This is a genomic window from Saccharopolyspora pogona, from assembly GCF_014697215.1.
Lineage (GTDB): Bacteria > Actinomycetota > Actinomycetes > Mycobacteriales > Pseudonocardiaceae > Saccharopolyspora > Saccharopolyspora hattusasensis.
In genome coordinates this window covers 1,796,130-1,809,896 of the sequence record NZ_CP031142.1, presented here as the reverse complement: position 1 = coordinate 1,809,896, position 13,767 = coordinate 1,796,130, and the positions used below count along the sequence as shown (strand labels likewise).

At 69.0% G+C, this 13,767-nt stretch carries 14 protein-coding genes; 10 read left to right on the top strand and 4 right to left on the bottom strand.

All coding sequences use genetic code 11. The features are described 5' to 3' along the window. The first annotated feature begins 2 nt into the window (after positions 1 to 2). The 5 genes from DL519_RS08065 (at position 3) to DL519_RS08045 (ending at position 5,624) form a co-directional block, all read left to right on the top strand. Positions 3 to 1,301, top strand: coding sequence for an aspartate aminotransferase family protein (locus DL519_RS08065; RefSeq protein ID WP_190813629.1), 1,299 nt, complete (start codon positions 3 to 5; stop codon positions 1,299 to 1,301). Beyond that, the gene (gene hydA / locus DL519_RS08060; protein ID WP_190813628.1) at positions 1,298 to 2,698 is read left to right on the top strand and encodes a dihydropyrimidinase; all 1,401 of its coding nucleotides are present in this window, start codon (positions 1,298 to 1,300) and stop codon (positions 2,696 to 2,698) included. Before DL519_RS08065 ends, hydA begins: the two co-directional genes overlap by 4 nt. 19 nt (positions 2,699 to 2,717) lie before the next feature. Then, on the top strand, positions 2,718 to 3,716 hold the full coding sequence (locus DL519_RS08055; RefSeq protein WP_190813626.1) for a TIGR03842 family LLM class F420-dependent oxidoreductase: 999 nt from the start codon (positions 2,718 to 2,720) through the stop codon (positions 3,714 to 3,716). Between the two features lie 101 nt (positions 3,717 to 3,817). Then, positions 3,818 to 5,158: a uracil-xanthine permease family protein gene (locus tag DL519_RS08050; protein WP_190813624.1), complete on the top strand. Its 1,341-nt coding sequence runs from the start codon at positions 3,818 to 3,820 to the stop codon at positions 5,156 to 5,158. Positions 5,159 to 5,243: 85 nt separating this feature from the next. Beyond that, positions 5,244 to 5,624 (top strand): VOC family protein, encoded by a 381-nt coding sequence (locus DL519_RS08045; protein ID WP_190813622.1) that lies wholly within the window; start codon positions 5,244 to 5,246, stop codon positions 5,622 to 5,624. A 7-nt stretch (positions 5,625 to 5,631) separates the two neighbouring features. Here the strand turns inward: DL519_RS08045 and DL519_RS08040 are convergent, their stop codons facing one another. Then, positions 5,632 to 5,811, bottom strand: a complete 180-nt coding sequence (locus tag DL519_RS08040) for a hypothetical protein (RefSeq protein WP_190813620.1) — start codon at positions 5,809 to 5,811, stop codon at positions 5,632 to 5,634. A gap of 327 nt (positions 5,812 to 6,138) precedes the next feature. Between DL519_RS08040 and DL519_RS08035 the strand changes: the two genes are divergently transcribed. The 3 genes from DL519_RS08035 (at position 6,139) to DL519_RS08025 (ending at position 8,443) form a co-directional block, all read left to right on the top strand. Next, positions 6,139 to 7,347, top strand: coding sequence for a cytochrome P450 (locus DL519_RS08035; RefSeq protein WP_190813618.1), 1,209 nt, complete (start codon positions 6,139 to 6,141; stop codon positions 7,345 to 7,347). 11 nt (positions 7,348 to 7,358) lie between these two features. After that, positions 7,359 to 7,568 carry a ferredoxin gene (locus tag DL519_RS08030; protein ID WP_010693052.1) on the top strand — a complete coding sequence of 70 codons (210 nt, stop codon included), beginning with the start codon at positions 7,359 to 7,361 and terminating at the stop codon, positions 7,566 to 7,568. 71 nt (positions 7,569 to 7,639) lie between these two features. After that, positions 7,640 to 8,443 carry an SAM-dependent methyltransferase gene (locus tag DL519_RS08025; RefSeq protein WP_190813615.1) on the top strand — a complete coding sequence of 268 codons (804 nt, stop codon included), beginning with the start codon at positions 7,640 to 7,642 and terminating at the stop codon, positions 8,441 to 8,443. Between the two features lie 97 nt (positions 8,444 to 8,540). Here DL519_RS08025 and DL519_RS49760 read toward each other — a convergent pair whose 3' ends face one another. Continuing rightward, complete coding sequence (locus tag DL519_RS49760) at positions 8,541 to 8,792, bottom strand: FAD-dependent oxidoreductase (protein ID WP_397544935.1); 252 nt, start codon at positions 8,790 to 8,792, stop codon at positions 8,541 to 8,543. Positions 8,793 to 9,052: 260 nt separating this feature from the next. Here DL519_RS49760 and DL519_RS08015 point away from each other — a divergent pair, with 260 nt between their 5' ends. Both DL519_RS08015 and DL519_RS08010 read left to right on the top strand, forming a co-directional pair. Further along, the gene (locus tag DL519_RS08015) at positions 9,053 to 9,202 is read left to right on the top strand and encodes a hypothetical protein (RefSeq protein ID WP_190824601.1); all 150 of its coding nucleotides are present in this window, start codon (positions 9,053 to 9,055) and stop codon (positions 9,200 to 9,202) included. Between the two features lie 418 nt (positions 9,203 to 9,620). Beyond that, positions 9,621 to 10,184, top strand: a complete 564-nt coding sequence (locus tag DL519_RS08010; protein ID WP_190823839.1) for a class I SAM-dependent methyltransferase — start codon at positions 9,621 to 9,623, stop codon at positions 10,182 to 10,184. A gap of 6 nt (positions 10,185 to 10,190) precedes the next feature. On the opposite strand, the gene DL519_RS08005 is transcribed toward DL519_RS08010, so the two are convergent. Together DL519_RS08005 and acnA are read right to left on the bottom strand one after the other, a co-directional pair. Next, positions 10,191 to 10,607, bottom strand: coding sequence for an MmyB family transcriptional regulator (locus tag DL519_RS08005; protein ID WP_190813613.1), 417 nt, complete (start codon positions 10,605 to 10,607; stop codon positions 10,191 to 10,193). Between the two features lie 130 nt (positions 10,608 to 10,737). Then, complete coding sequence (acnA, locus tag DL519_RS08000) at positions 10,738 to 13,554, bottom strand: aconitate hydratase AcnA (protein ID WP_190813611.1); 2,817 nt, start codon at positions 13,552 to 13,554, stop codon at positions 10,738 to 10,740. Between the last annotated feature and the right edge of the window lie 213 nt (positions 13,555 to 13,767).

The window sequence follows — 13,767 nt, the reverse complement described above, 5'->3', positions numbered from 1 at the left end:
CGATGACGAGCACGCACTCCGAGCTGACCAAGCGGCATCGCGCGGTGCTGCCGGACTGGCTCGCGCTGTACTACGAGGAGCCGATCGACATAGAGCGCGGCGAGGGTCGGCACGTCTGGGACGTCGAGGGCAACCGGTACCTGGACTTCTTCGGCGGCATCCTCACCACGATGACGGCGCACGCGCTGCCCGAGGTGACCGCGGCGGTCAGCGCGCAGGCCGGCCGGATCCTGCACACCTCGACGCTGTACCTCAACCGCCCGATGATCGAGCTCGCGGAGCGGGTCGCGGAGCTGTCCGGCATCGAGGATCCGCGGGTGTTCTTCACGACCAGCGGCACCGAGGCCAACGACACCGCGCTGCTGCTGGCCACCGGCTACCGCGCCTCGAACCAGGTGCTGGCGCTGCGCAACAGCTACCACGGCAGGTCGTTCTCGGCGCTGGCGGTGACCGGCAACCGCGGCTGGTCGCCGACGAGCCTGTCCCCGGTGCAGACGGCGTACGTGCACGGCAGCCGCCGGCGCGGCACCCCGCTCGCCGACCTGCCGGACGAGGAGTTCACCGCCGCGTGCGTGTCCGATCTGGAGGACGTGCTCGGGCAGTTGCACGGCAACGTCGCCTGCCTGATCGCCGAACCCATCCAGGGCGTCGGCGGGTTCGCCACCCCGCCGGACGGATTGTTCGCGCGGTTCAAGGAGGTCCTCGACCGGCACGGCATCCTGTGGATCAGCGACGAAGTGCAGACCGGGTGGGGGAGGACCGGCGAGCACTTCTGGGGCTGGCAGGCGCACGACGCCAACGGGTCGCCGGACATCGTCACCTTCGCCAAGGGCATCGGCAACGGCCTTTCGGTCGGTGGCGTCATCGCCCGCGCCGAGATCATGAACAGCGTCCGGACGAACTCGATCTCCACCTTCGGCGGCAGCCCGATCACCGCCGCCGGGGCGCTGGCCAACCTCGAGCACCTCCTCGCCAACGACCTGCAGAGCAACGCCGCGCGCGTTGGTGCGGTCCTGCGCGAGAAGCTAGACGCAGCGCTCGGCCGGGTCCCTGCGGTCGTCGACGTGCGGGGCAAAGGCCTGATGATCGGCGTCGAGCTGGCGCACGCCGACGGAACGTCCGCGCCGGAGATCGCCGCCGAGGTGCTCGAATCGGCCCGGCGGCGTGGCGTGCTCATCGGCAAGGGCGGACTGGACGGCAACGTGCTGCGCATCGCCCCGCCGCTGAGCCTCACCGAGGCCGAGGCGCGCGAGGGCGGCCGGATCCTGCTGGCGGCGCTGGAGGAGGCGGGGCGGCGATGAGCCGGACGATCATCCGCGGTGGCCTGGTGATCACCGCGACTGAAGAGACCCGAGCGGACGTGCTCGTCGGCGGCGAACAGGTCGCCGCGATCGCAGCGCCCGCCGTCGCCGAGCAGTGGGTGTCCACTGCGGACACTGTGATCGACGCGTCCGGGCACTACGTCATCCCGGGCGGCGTGGACGGGCACACGCACATGCAGATGCCCTTCGGCGGGACGTTCGCCTCGGACACGTTCGAGACCGGGACCCGGGCCGCTGCGTGGGGCGGTACCACCACGATCGTCGACTTCGCGATCCAGCCGGTCGGCGGCTCCCTGCGCGAGGGCCTGGATGCTTGGCACGCCAAGGCCGATGGGCAGTGCGCGATCGACTACGGCTTCCACATGATCCTCTCCGACGTCGGCGACGAGGCGCTGAAGGAGATGGACGTGCTGGTCGCCGAGGGGATCACCAGCTTCAAGATGTTCATGGCCTATCCCGGCGTGTTCTACAGCGACGACGGGCGGATCCTGCGCGCCATGCAGCAGGCCGCCGACAACGGCGCGCTGACGATGATGCACGCCGAGAACGGCATCGCCATCGACGTGCTGGTGCAGCAGGCGCTGGCAGCCGGGCGCACTGACCCGAAGTTCCACGGGCAGGTCCGGCACCCGCTGCTGGAGGCCGAAGCGACGCACCGGGCGATCCAGCTGTCCAGAGTCGCCGGTGCGCCGTTGTACGTCGTGCACGTCTCCGCCGCCGAGGCCGTCGCGGAGATCACCCGGGCCCGCGACAACGGGCTCAACGTCTTCGGCGAAACCTGCCCGCAGTACCTGTTCCTCACCACCGACGACCTGGCGCGGCCGGAGTTCGAAGGCGCGAAGTACGTCTGCTCGACACCGCTGCGGCGGGGCGAACACCAGGCGGACCTCTGGCAGGCGCTGCGCACCAACGACCTCTCCGTGGTGTCGACCGACCACTGCCCGTTCTGCTTCAAGGACCAGAAGGAACTCGGCCGCGGCGACTTCTCGAAGATCCCCAACGGCATCCCGGGCGTGGAGAACCGGATCGACCTGCTGCACCAGGCCGTGGTGGAGGGGCGCATCAGCCGCCGCCGGTGGATCGAGCTGGCCTGCACCACCCCGGCCCGGATGTTCGGCCTGCACCCGCGCAAGGGCACCATCGCGCCCGGCGGCGACGCGGACATCGTGATCTACGACCCGCGCGCCGAGCAGGTGCTCTCGGCCGAGACGCACCACATGAACGTCGACTACAACGCCTACGAGGGCAAGCGGATCACCGGACAGGTCCGCACCGTGCTGTCCCGCGGCGAGGTCGTCGTCGACACCCGCACCTACACCGGCCGGGCCGGGCGCGGCCGGTTCCTACCGCGCGACACCTGCCAGTACCTGATCTGACCAGCTTGGGGGTTACAGCATGGACTTCGGGCTTGTTCTGCAGACCGATCCGCCGGCCTGGTCGGTGGTGGACCGGATGCGCCGGGCCGAGCGACTCGGCTTCAGCCACGGCTGGACGTTCGATTCCTGTGTGCTGTGGCAGGAACCGTTCGTCATCCACAGCCAGATCCTGGCCGCCACCGAGCAGCTGACCGTCGGCCCGATGGTCACCAACCCGGCCACCCGCGACTGGACGGTCACCGCCTCGACCTTCGCCACGCTCAACGACATGTTCGGGCCGCGCACGGTGTGCGGCATCGGCAGGGGCGACTCCGCGGTGCGTGTCACCGGGGGCAAGCCGACCACTCTCGCGACGCTCGAACACGCCATGCACGTGATCAAGGAACTCGCCGAGGGCCGGGAAGTGCAGCTGCACGGCACCCGGGTGCGCCTGCCGTGGGTGCGCGATGGTCGGCTGCCGATCTGGATGGGTGCCTACGGGCCGAAGGCCCTGGAGCTCGCCGGTCGGCATGCTGACGGCTTCATCCTGCAGCTCGCCGACCCGTACCTGACGCGGTGGATGGTCGACCACGTCCGGCAGGCCGCCCGTGATGCGGGCCGCGACCCGGCGTCGATCACCGTCTGCGTGGCGGCCCCGGCCTACGTCGGCGACGACCTCGACCACGGCCGCGAGCAATGCCGCTGGTTCGGCGGGATGGTCGGCAACCACGTCGCCGACCTGGTCGCCCGCTACGGCGACACCACCGGGGCGGTGCCCGCCGCGCTCACCGACTACATCAAGGGCCGGGACGGCTACGACTACTCGCACCACGGCCGTGCCGACAACCCCAGCACCGAGTTCGTGCCGGACGAGATCGTGGACCGCTTCTGCCTGCTCGGCCCTGCCCAGGCACACGTGGACAAGCTGCGGGAACTCCGCGACGCGGGCGTGGACCAGTTCGCGATCTACGCCATGCACGACGCCCTGGACTCCACAGTGGACGCCTACGGCGAGAGCGTCATCCCGGCCATGTCCTGACACCCCACGACCCCTGCGGCGGCGGTCACACGGCCACGGCTTTGTAGAGTTCCGCCCGAAGTGGCAGCCCCGATCGGCGGGGTGGAACGGGGAGGGGCGCCATGCGGCAGGGACTCGGCGCGAAGCTGGGGATCGGCTGGAAGCTGCACGGGGACGGCTCCACGCCGCGCCCCGGCGAGGCGGTGGCCCCGGATGAACGGCTGTCCTGGGGGCGCACCGTCGGGCTCGGCGCGCAGCACGTGGTGGCCATGTTCGGCGCCACCTTCGTCTTCCCGGTGCTGATGGGACTGGACCCGAACCTCGCGATCATGGTCTCGGGCGTGGCGACCATCCTCTTCCTGCTGATCGTGCAGGGCAAGATCCCCAGCTACCTGGGCAGCAGCGCGTCCTTCGTGGGCGTGGTGACGGTGATCCGGGCTGGTGGTGGGGACAGCTCGACGGTCACCGGTGCGATCCTGGTGCTCGGCCTGGTGCTGTCCGTGGTCGGGGTGATCATCCACTTCGTCGGCCCGCAGGTGGTGCACCGGTTGCTGCCGCCCGCGGTCTCGGGCGCGGTGGTGATGCTGATCGGCTTCAACCTCGCCCCGGTGGTCGCCGAGTCGTACTGGCCGCAGGACCAGTGGATCGCCTTGATCACCATGATCGTCGTGCTCGGCTGCAGCGTGCTGCTGCGCGGATTCTGGTCCCGCATCGCGGTGCTGATCGGGCTGGTCGTCGGCTACGCCCTGTCGTGGCTTTTCGACCTGGGCTTCGGACCGATCACCGCGCCGAACGCCAGCGGAGTGGTCAGCACGCACTTCCGGCTCGACCTCAGCGGCGTCGCGGACGCCAGCTGGTTCGGCCTGCCGACGTTGCACGCGCCGTCGTTCGACGCGGCGGCGATCATCGTCGTGCTGCCTGTGGTGATCGCGCTGATCGCGGAGAACACCGGGCACGTCAAGGCCGTGGAGGAGATGACCGGCGCCAAGCTGGACGGCAGCCTCGGGCGCGCGATCTTCGCCGACGGCCTCGCCAGCACCCTCTCCAGCGCTGTCGGCGGCCCGCCCACGACCACCTACGCCGAGAACATCGGTGTCATGGCCGCCACCCGGGTGTACTCCACGGCGGCCTACTGGGTGGCCGCGATCGTGGCGATCCTCTTCGGGTTGTGCCCCAAGTTCGGCGCAGTGATCGCGGCGACCCCAGGTGGTGTGCTCGGCGGCATCACCGTCGTGCTCTACGGCATGATCGGCCTGCTGGGCGCGAAGATCTGGACGGAGAACCGCGTCGACTTCGGCGACCCGGTCAACCTGATGCCGCTGGCCGCCGGGCTGGTCGCCGGCATCGGCGGGGTGTCGCTGAAGATCACCCCGCAGTTCAGCCTCAGCGGCATCGCGTTGGGCACCGTTGTGACGCTGCTGGGCTACCACGCGCTGCGGTTGCTGGTGCCCGCCCGCAAGTGACCGCCTCCCGGTCTCTGATCGTCAGTGCGGGTGCGGCGGGCAGGCCTTAGGTTCGCAGACGACGACCGGCGTCGAGGAGGCCGCCATGCTGCGTCCCGTGCACTTCGAGATCCACGCGGGAGACGTGGACAGCGCCCGCACGTTCTACTCGACCGTGTTCGGCTGGCGGTTCCAGCAGTGGGGCGACGAGCAGTACTGGTTGATCTTGACCGGTGAGGGCCCAGGCATCGACGGCGGCTTGCTGCCCCGCAAGGGCCCCGAGCCCTCCGACGAAACGCCGATCGCGGCGTTCGCGACGACCGTGGAAGTGGCCGACGTCGAAGCCATGCTGTCGATCGTGGAAACCGCCGGCGGCCGGGTGGCGATGCCCAAGACCGCCCTGACCGGCATGGGCTGGGTGGCCTACTGCCGGGACACCGAGGGCAACATCTTCGGCATGTTCCAGGCCGACGACCTGGCGAGCTGACCTCGGCTCACCCGGGCACGCCCCGCACCATCGCGATGTCGGCCGCGGTCACCGGGCGGCCAGGCAGCGGTGTGCCGGGCCGGGCCTGCAGGCCGTCGAGCATCAGCGTCAGGTAGCGGGCCGGGGCTTCGTGGCGGATGTCGCCGGGGGCGCAGTGCACGCCCTGCAGCACGAGGGACAGGATCACACCCGGGTCGCTCCTGCTGACGTCCGGGCGCAGCGAGCCGTTTGCCTGCGCGCGCCGCGTACAAGCCCGTCCAGGATTTGCAGCAGTTCTTTGCAGGACTGGTCGACTTCCGGGTCCGCGCCGCCGCGATGATCCGGTCCCGGTTGCGGCGGGCATCGGCCGCAGCCGTGGCGTGGCGTCGGTCGTCATGGTCCTTGCTCGCGTGCTGTGCATTGGGTTGGGCGGGTTGTCGCATGTTCCACCGAAAGTTATGGACGGGAACCTTCCGGTTCGCTATAAGACGGAAGAGATCAATCCACTTGTTCGTTCGGTGATCAGGGAGCCACGATGTCCGAACAAGCTGTTGACCCGGCGGCCTACCCGAAAGTTCGCACCTGCCCGTTCGCACCCGAACCGGAATACGCCGAACTGCGCGCCAAAGCGCCGGTCACCAAGGTCCCGATGGCGGGTGGCGGAACCGCCTGGCTGGTCACCCGGCACGAGCACTTCCGCCAGGTGCTCGGCGATCCGCGGATGAGTTCCGACTTGCGCCATCCCGGATACCCGCAGCTCTCGCCCGGCCAGCGGGCCATCGCCGACACCATGGCCCCGTCGATGATCGGGTTGGACGGGCCCGAGCACGCCGCGGCCCGACGCGCCGTGCTCGGCGAGTTCACCGTGCGGCGGATCGAGGCGATCCGACCGCGCATCCAGCAGATCGTCGACGACTGCATCGACGAGATGCTCGCCGCGCCCCGCCCGGTGGACCTGGTGCGGGCGCTGTCGCTGCCGGTGCCGTCGCTGGTGATCTGCGAGCTGCTGGGCGTGCCCTACGCCGACCACGACTTCTTCCAGGAGCGAAGCAGCCGGATCCTGCGGAGGACGACCTCCGCCGAGAGCCGCGGCGCCGCGGTCGAGGAAATCCAGGCCTACCTGGACGGGTTGGTGACCGCGAAGGAGCACGAGCCCACCGACGACCTGATCGGCAGGCAGATCCGCAAGCAGCGCGAAGTCGGCGAGGCCGACCACGACGCGCTCGTGCTGATGGCGTTCCTGTTGCTGGTCGCCGGGCACGACACGAGCGCGAGCATGATCTCGCTGGGCGTCCTGGCGCTGCTGGAGAACCCGGACCAGCTGGCGGAGATCGTCGCCGACCCGGCCAAGACGCTGCCCGCCGTCGAGGAGCTGCTGCGCTACTTCACCATCATCGAGGCGGCGACCTCGCGCACCGCGGTGGAGGACGTCGAGATCGGCGGCGTGCTGATCCGGGCGGGGGAGGGTGTTGTCGCGCTGGGCAGCTCGGCCAACCACGACCCCGAGGTGTTCGACCGGCCCGACGAACTGGACATCAACCGCAACGCCCGTGGGCACGTTGCGTTCGGCTTCGGCCCGCACCAGTGCCTGGGGCAGAACCTGGCGCGGCTGGAGCTGCAGATCGTTTTCGACACGTTGTTCCGGAGACTGCCAGGGCTGCGGCTGGCCGTCGACGTCGACGACCTACCGTTCAAGTCCGACGCGAACATCTACGGTATCTACGAAATGCCCGTGACCTGGTGAGAGGAGCGATCATGCGGATCGAGGCGGATCTGGACCGCTGCGTGGGCGCGGGCCAGTGCGTACTGACCGAACCGGCGTTGTTCGACCAGAACGACGAGGACGGCCGGGTGGTGCTGCTGGCGACCGAGGTCGACGACGGCGACGACAGCGCGGTGGCCGCGGTGCGGGAGGCGGTGCACGTCTGCCCGTCGGGCGCCCTGTCGTTGGTCGACGATCGGTAGTCGACCAGGGGATTGCGGACCGCTTTCTAATCCGATGTGGTGGTGGGAGTGACCGACATCGGAGGTGCGTCGTGAACACGCGGTCGTGGTGGGCGCAGGGGGTCGACGTGGCGAAACCCAGCTCGGCGCGTGTTTACGACGTGCACCTGGGTGGTTCGCACAACTTCCAGGTCGACCGGGACCTGGCGGAGAAGGCGGCGGAGATGATGCCGTCGCTGCCCTCGGTGTTGCGGGCCAACCGGTCGTTCCTGCGCCGGGTGGTCCGCCACCTGGCCGGCCTGGGCGTCCGGCAGTTCCTGGACCTGGGCTCGGGAATCCCGACGGTGGGCAACGTGCACGAGATCGCCCAGCAGATGGCCCCGGACTGCCGGGTCGTCTACGTCGACAGCGATCTGGTCGCGGTCTCGCACAGCCGGTCCATCCTGTGTGGCAACGACCGGACGGTCGCCATCCGCGCCGACTTCCGGGTCGTCGACCAAGTGCTCGACGACCCGGAGGTCCGGTCGATGCTGGACTTCGGAGAGCCGATCGCGGTGCTGTTCTTCGCGGTCCTGCACTTCGTGCCGGACGCCGACGACCCGGTCAGTATCGTGTCGAGCTACGTCGACCGGCTGCCCCGCGGCAGCTACCTGGCGATCTCGCACGCGTGCAGCGACGACGTCCAGGAATCCACCCGGGAAGCGGCAGAGATGTACAGCGAGCGCATCGGCGGCTTCCACATGCGGCCGAAGGCGCAAATCGCGGCGATGTTCGGCGACCTGGAGATGCTCGAACCCGGCCTGGTGGACCTGACGGAATGGCGGCCGGACTCCCCGGAGATGCCGCCCGGCGGCAAGCCCTGGACCGGCCCCGGCGGGGTCGGCCGGAAGCACTAGCGGCGCATGAAGCGGCGCCACCTCCCCCTCTCCTGGAGATGGCGCCGCTGGCGCGGTTGAGCCGCCATCCGGCAGCTTGCTGCCTGTGACGCAACGGTCACAGAGCATTAGGTCCCTGGGCAGGCCCGATCAAGGTTTTCTTGATCTTGTCCGCAGCGGCGAGCCGATTTCGCGGGCCGCCGCTCGACCGGCGCGGTTGGCGCAGCGACGGCCAGCGGCGCCGCCACGCGCCGCCCGGCCCGTCGCCGTGGTCGAGCACCACGTGGTCGATGCCGGTTCGCTGCAGGTGGTAGGAGCCCGTCAGCCCTGCCTGACCGGCCCCGATCACCACGACATCGATGCGCTCCACGTCCAGCAGAACAGCCGCCGCCCCGGAAACTTCCCGCGCGGAAAGTGGTCTGCGCCACTGCTGCCGAGTTGTTCGAATAGACCAAGAGGGTGCGACGCAAGACACCCGTGGGGTGCCTTTAATCCCACCGAAACAACGCCCTACGATTGGTTGCGTAAGCGATGGTTCCCCAAACCTTCTTCCGTTCGTCCTGCCCTTTGTCGGCAATTCCTAGCGCGCGCATGCGGAAGACGGGGAGGTTTGCAGAAGGGAGGCAAGAAGTGACAACGGTGTGGGTGGCCCTGGCGGTCGAGTCGGTTGTACTGCTGGTGGTGGCGGCAGCGATGACCAAGTGGGCGCAGCGGCTGCAGCCGGGCGCCCCTGACCAGGTGATCGAGCCGATCGGCCCAGCGGCCGAGCGCATCGCCTGAGGAAGCGCGCAGTCGGGCTTGCTCCCGCAGTCGGGAACGAGCCCGCGAACCTCGAAGCGGCGATGGCGTGGTGAATCCAGTCGCCGCCCGGCCGGTTTTCGTTACCCAATTCCGGGTGTCTTTTTGATTGACGTGCACCGCGCGTCGATTCCGCGATTTTCCCGACCCGGTTGTTTGCAAAGATAACTAGTGTCGCGGTTATCCAGGTAAGCGTAATCGACATGTGATGCCGCACATGGCGGTCGCGGCAGGTGCGGCGACCGATAGGGTGGGCCGAACGAGGTCCGCACGCCGATCGGGAAGGGCATCCGTGAGTCCAGTCGAACAGTCCAGTGGTCCACAGCCGGGTGGTCCGGTGCTGCCGAGTTCGGGCTCCGGATCGGTGCTGACCAACTACCGGACGTTCATCGAGCGCGCGGTGCGCAAGCCGAACCTGGTCGGTGCGGTCGCGCCCAGCTCGCCGAACCTCGCTCGCGAGATGGCGGCCGTGGTGCCGACCGCCGGCAGACCAGTGGTGGTGGAGCTGGGACCCGGCACCGGCGCGCTCAGCAGCGGGATCGCCCAGCGGCTGCCCGTTGGCGGCCGCCAGGTGGCGATCGAGGTGGACTCCGGCATGGTCGAGTACCTGCGCGCGGAACTGCCGTGGCTGGAGGTGATCCAGGGCGACGCTTCCCGACTCGGCGACCTGCTGGCCGATGCGGGCATCGACAAGGTCGACGCGGTGGTCAGCGGCCTACCGTGGTCGATCTTCCCGGCCAAGCTGCAGCAGGACATCCTGGACCAGGTCGGCGCGGTCCTCGCGCCCGGCGGCGCCTTCACGACCTTCGCCTACGTGCACGCCCTGAGCATGACCGGCGCCCGGCAGTTCCGCCGCCGCCTGGACCTGAGCTTCGACGAGGTGCTGACCTCGCACACGGTGTGGCGCAACATCCCGCCCGCCCGCATCTACGTCTGCCGCCGCCCCCGCCCCCGCCAGGACTGATCCGCCTCAGGTCGGGACGTCCATTCGTTGGGTGCCGATGACCTTGAGTAGCTGCATCGCGTGGTCGGATGGGCTGCCCGGTTCGGCCGTGTAGATGACCAGGTGCTGGTCCTGTTCGGGCACCACCAAGACATCGCAGTTGAGCTCCAGGGGGCCGACGACCAGGTGGTTCATGGTCTTGGGGAGCTGGTGCGGGGTGTGCACCTGGTGGGATTCCCAGAGGTGGGCGAAACCGGGGCTGGCGTCGCGGAGTTCCGCAACCAGCGCGCGGATTCCCGGATCGTCGGGATAACGCGCGTCGGCCGAGCGCAACCTCGCGCCGCAGGCCGGGGGTGCGACGCCGCGGCCCGACCGGCAGGCCCACGTCCGAGGGCTGCGATTCCCGCCGGGCGCGCGGAAAGCCGCGAGTTCACGCTTGTCCACGCCGGCAGTATCCCGGTGCCCCTTGCTCGGTCGTCCCGCGGTTTACGGGGCGGAACCGAGAAGAACGGGCCCGGTGCGCTTGTGGGCGCACCGGGCCCGTTCGGTAGTTCCCGGCCGGATCGGCAGGGGATCAGGAGCGGATCATCTTGCGCAGCACGTACTGCAGGATGCCGCCGTCGCGGAAGTAGTCCGCCTCACCGGGGGTGTCGATGCGGACCTTGGCGTCGAACTCCACGGTGGAGCCGTCGGCCTTGGTCGCGGTCACCTTCACGGTCTCCGGGGTCTCGCCCTCGTTGAGCTTGGTAATGCCCGCGAAGTCGAAGGTCTCGGTGCCGTCCAGACCCAGGGACTTGGCGGACCGACCCTCCGGGAACTGCAGCGGGATGACGCCCATGCCGATCAGGTTCGAGCGGTGGATGCGCTCGAAGGACTCGGCGATGACGGCGCGGACCCCGAGTAGCCGGGTGCCCTTGGCGGCCCAGTCGCGGGACGAACCGGAGCCGTATTCCTTGCCGCCGAGCACCACCAGCGGGATGTCCTGGGCGGCGTAGTTCTGCGCGGCGTCGTAGATGAACGCCTGCGGGGCGCCGTCCTGGGTGAAGTCCCGGGTGTAGCCGCCCTGCACGTCGTCCAGCAGCAGGTTGCGCAGCCGGATGTTGGCGAAGGTGCCCCGGATCATCACCTCGTGGTTACCGCGGCGGGAACCGTAGGAGTTGAAGTCCTTGCGGTCGATGCCGTGGTCGGTGAGGTACTTGCCCGCAGGCGAGTCCGGCTTGATCGCGCCGGCCGGCGAGATGTGGTCGGTGGTGACCGAGTCGCCGAGCAGCGCGAGCACGCGGGCACCGGAGATGTCGGTGACCGGAGCCGGTTCCATCGCCATGCCCTCGAAGTACGGGGGCTTGCGCACGTAGGTTGAGTCGGCGTCCCATTCGAAGGTCTGGCCCTCCGGGGTGGGCAGCGACTTCCACCGCTCGTCGCCCTTGAAGACGTCCTCGTAGGACTTGGTGAACATCTCGTTGGTGATCGCCGAGTCGATGACGTCCTGGACCTCCTGCGGCAACGGCCAGATGTCGCGCAGGTAGACAGGCTTGCCCTCGGTGTCGGTGCCTAGCGGGTCGTTCTCGAAGTCGAAGTCCATCGAGCCCGCGAGCGCGTAGGCGATCACCAGCGGCGGCGAGGCCAGGTAGTTCATCTTGACGTCGGGGTTGATCCGGCCCTCGAAGTTCCGGTTGCCCGACAACACCGAGACCACCGACAGGTCGTTGTCCTGCACCGCGGCGGAGATCTCCTCCGGCAGCGGGCCGGAGTTGCCGATGCAGGTGGTGCAGCCGTAGCCAACCAGGTGGAAGCCCAGCTTCTCCAGGTACGGCCAGAGACCGGCCTTCTCGTAGTAGTCGGTGACGACCTGCGAGCCGGGGGCCATCGAGGTCTTCACCCACGGCTTGCGGGTCAGGCCCTTGTCGACGGCGTTGCGGGCCAGCAGCGCCGCGCCCAGCATCACCGACGGGTTGGAGGTGTTGGTGCAGGAGGTGATCGAGGCGATCACCACGGCGCCGTGGTCCAGCTCGAACTCGCCGAGCTCCTCCGAGGCGATCTTGACCGGCTTGGAGATCCGGCCGTTCGAGCCGTTGGCGGCCGAGACGATCTGCGGCGCGGACTCGTGGTGGGTGAGTGCCGGGGCGTCGCTGGCGGGGAAGGACTCCTCACCGGCCTCGTCGAGCGCCTTGTCGTCGGCGGTCTCGACCTTGGCGTAGTCGGTCAGCGTGGTGCGGAACGACTGCTTGGCCTCGGCCAGCACGATCCGGTCCTGCGGGCGCTTCGGCCCGGCGATGGACGGGACCACAGTGGACAGGTCGAGCTCCAGGTACTCGGAGTACTCCGGCTCGTGGCTCGGGTCGTGCCAGAGGTCCTGTTCCTTGGCGTAGGCCTCGACCAGGGCGACCTGCTCGGCGGAGCGACCGGTGAGCTTGAGGTAGCGGACGGTCTCGTCGTCGATCGGGAAGATCGCGCAGGTGGAGCCGAACTCCGGGCTCATGTTGCCGATGGTGGCGCGGTTGGCCAGCGGCACCGAGGCGACGCCGGAACCGTAAAATTCGACGAACTTGCCGACGACGCCGTGCTTGCGCAGCATTTCGGTGATCGTCAGCACCACGTCGGTGGCGGTGGCGCCGGCCGGGATCTCGCCGGTGAGCTTGAAGCCGACGACGCGCGGGATGAGCATCGACACCGGCTGGCCGAGCATCGCGGCCTCGGCCTCGATGCCGCCGACGCCCCAGCCCAGCACGCCCAGGCCGTTGACCATGGTGGTGTGCGAGTCGGTGCCCACGCAGCTGTCCGGGTAGGCCTGGCCGCCCCGGGCCATCACGGTGCGGGCCAGGTGCTCGATGTTGACCTGGTGCACGATGCCGGTGCCCGGGGGGACGACCTTGAACTCGTCGAAGGCGCCCTGGCCCCAGCGCAGGAACTGGTAGCGTTCCTTGTTGCGGCCGTACTCGAATTCGACGTTGCGCTCGAAGGCGTCCGGCCTGCCGAACACGTCGATGATCACCGAGTGGTCGATCACCAGCTCGGCCGGGGCCAGCGGGTTGACCTTGGAGGTGTCGCCGCCGAGGTCGGACACCGCCTCGCGCATGGTGGCCAGGTCGACCACGCAGGGCACGCCGGTGAAATCCTGCATGATCACCCGGGCCGGGGTGAACTGGATTTCGGTGGCGGGCTCGGCCTTGGCGTCCCAGTTGGCGAGGGCACGCACGTGGTCGGCGGTGATGTTCGCGCCGTCCTCGGCGCGCAGCAGGTTTTCCAGGAGGATCTTGAGGCTGTAGGGCAGCCGCTGCGCGCCGTCGACCGCGCTGAGCCGGAACACCTCGTAAGAGGCGTCACCGACGTTCAGCGTGCCGCGGGCGCCGAAGCTGTCCTTGCTCGCAGGTGCAGTCACGTTCAACTCCATCTCGCGACGGGCGCAAGTTCGGGAACGATTGCGAGTCTCGCGCACGTCGGCCGAGCGTGCGCGGGAACCCGCTCTCTTCGCCGCTAACAGTACGCTTGTCCTGTATTCGCCCTCAACTAAGGGTCGGCAAACTCTCGATCACATGTACCACGGCGTGCAAAACCGCAGAATTTCCGTGCTCCCATGGACTGGAACGGTGGTACCGAAACTGGC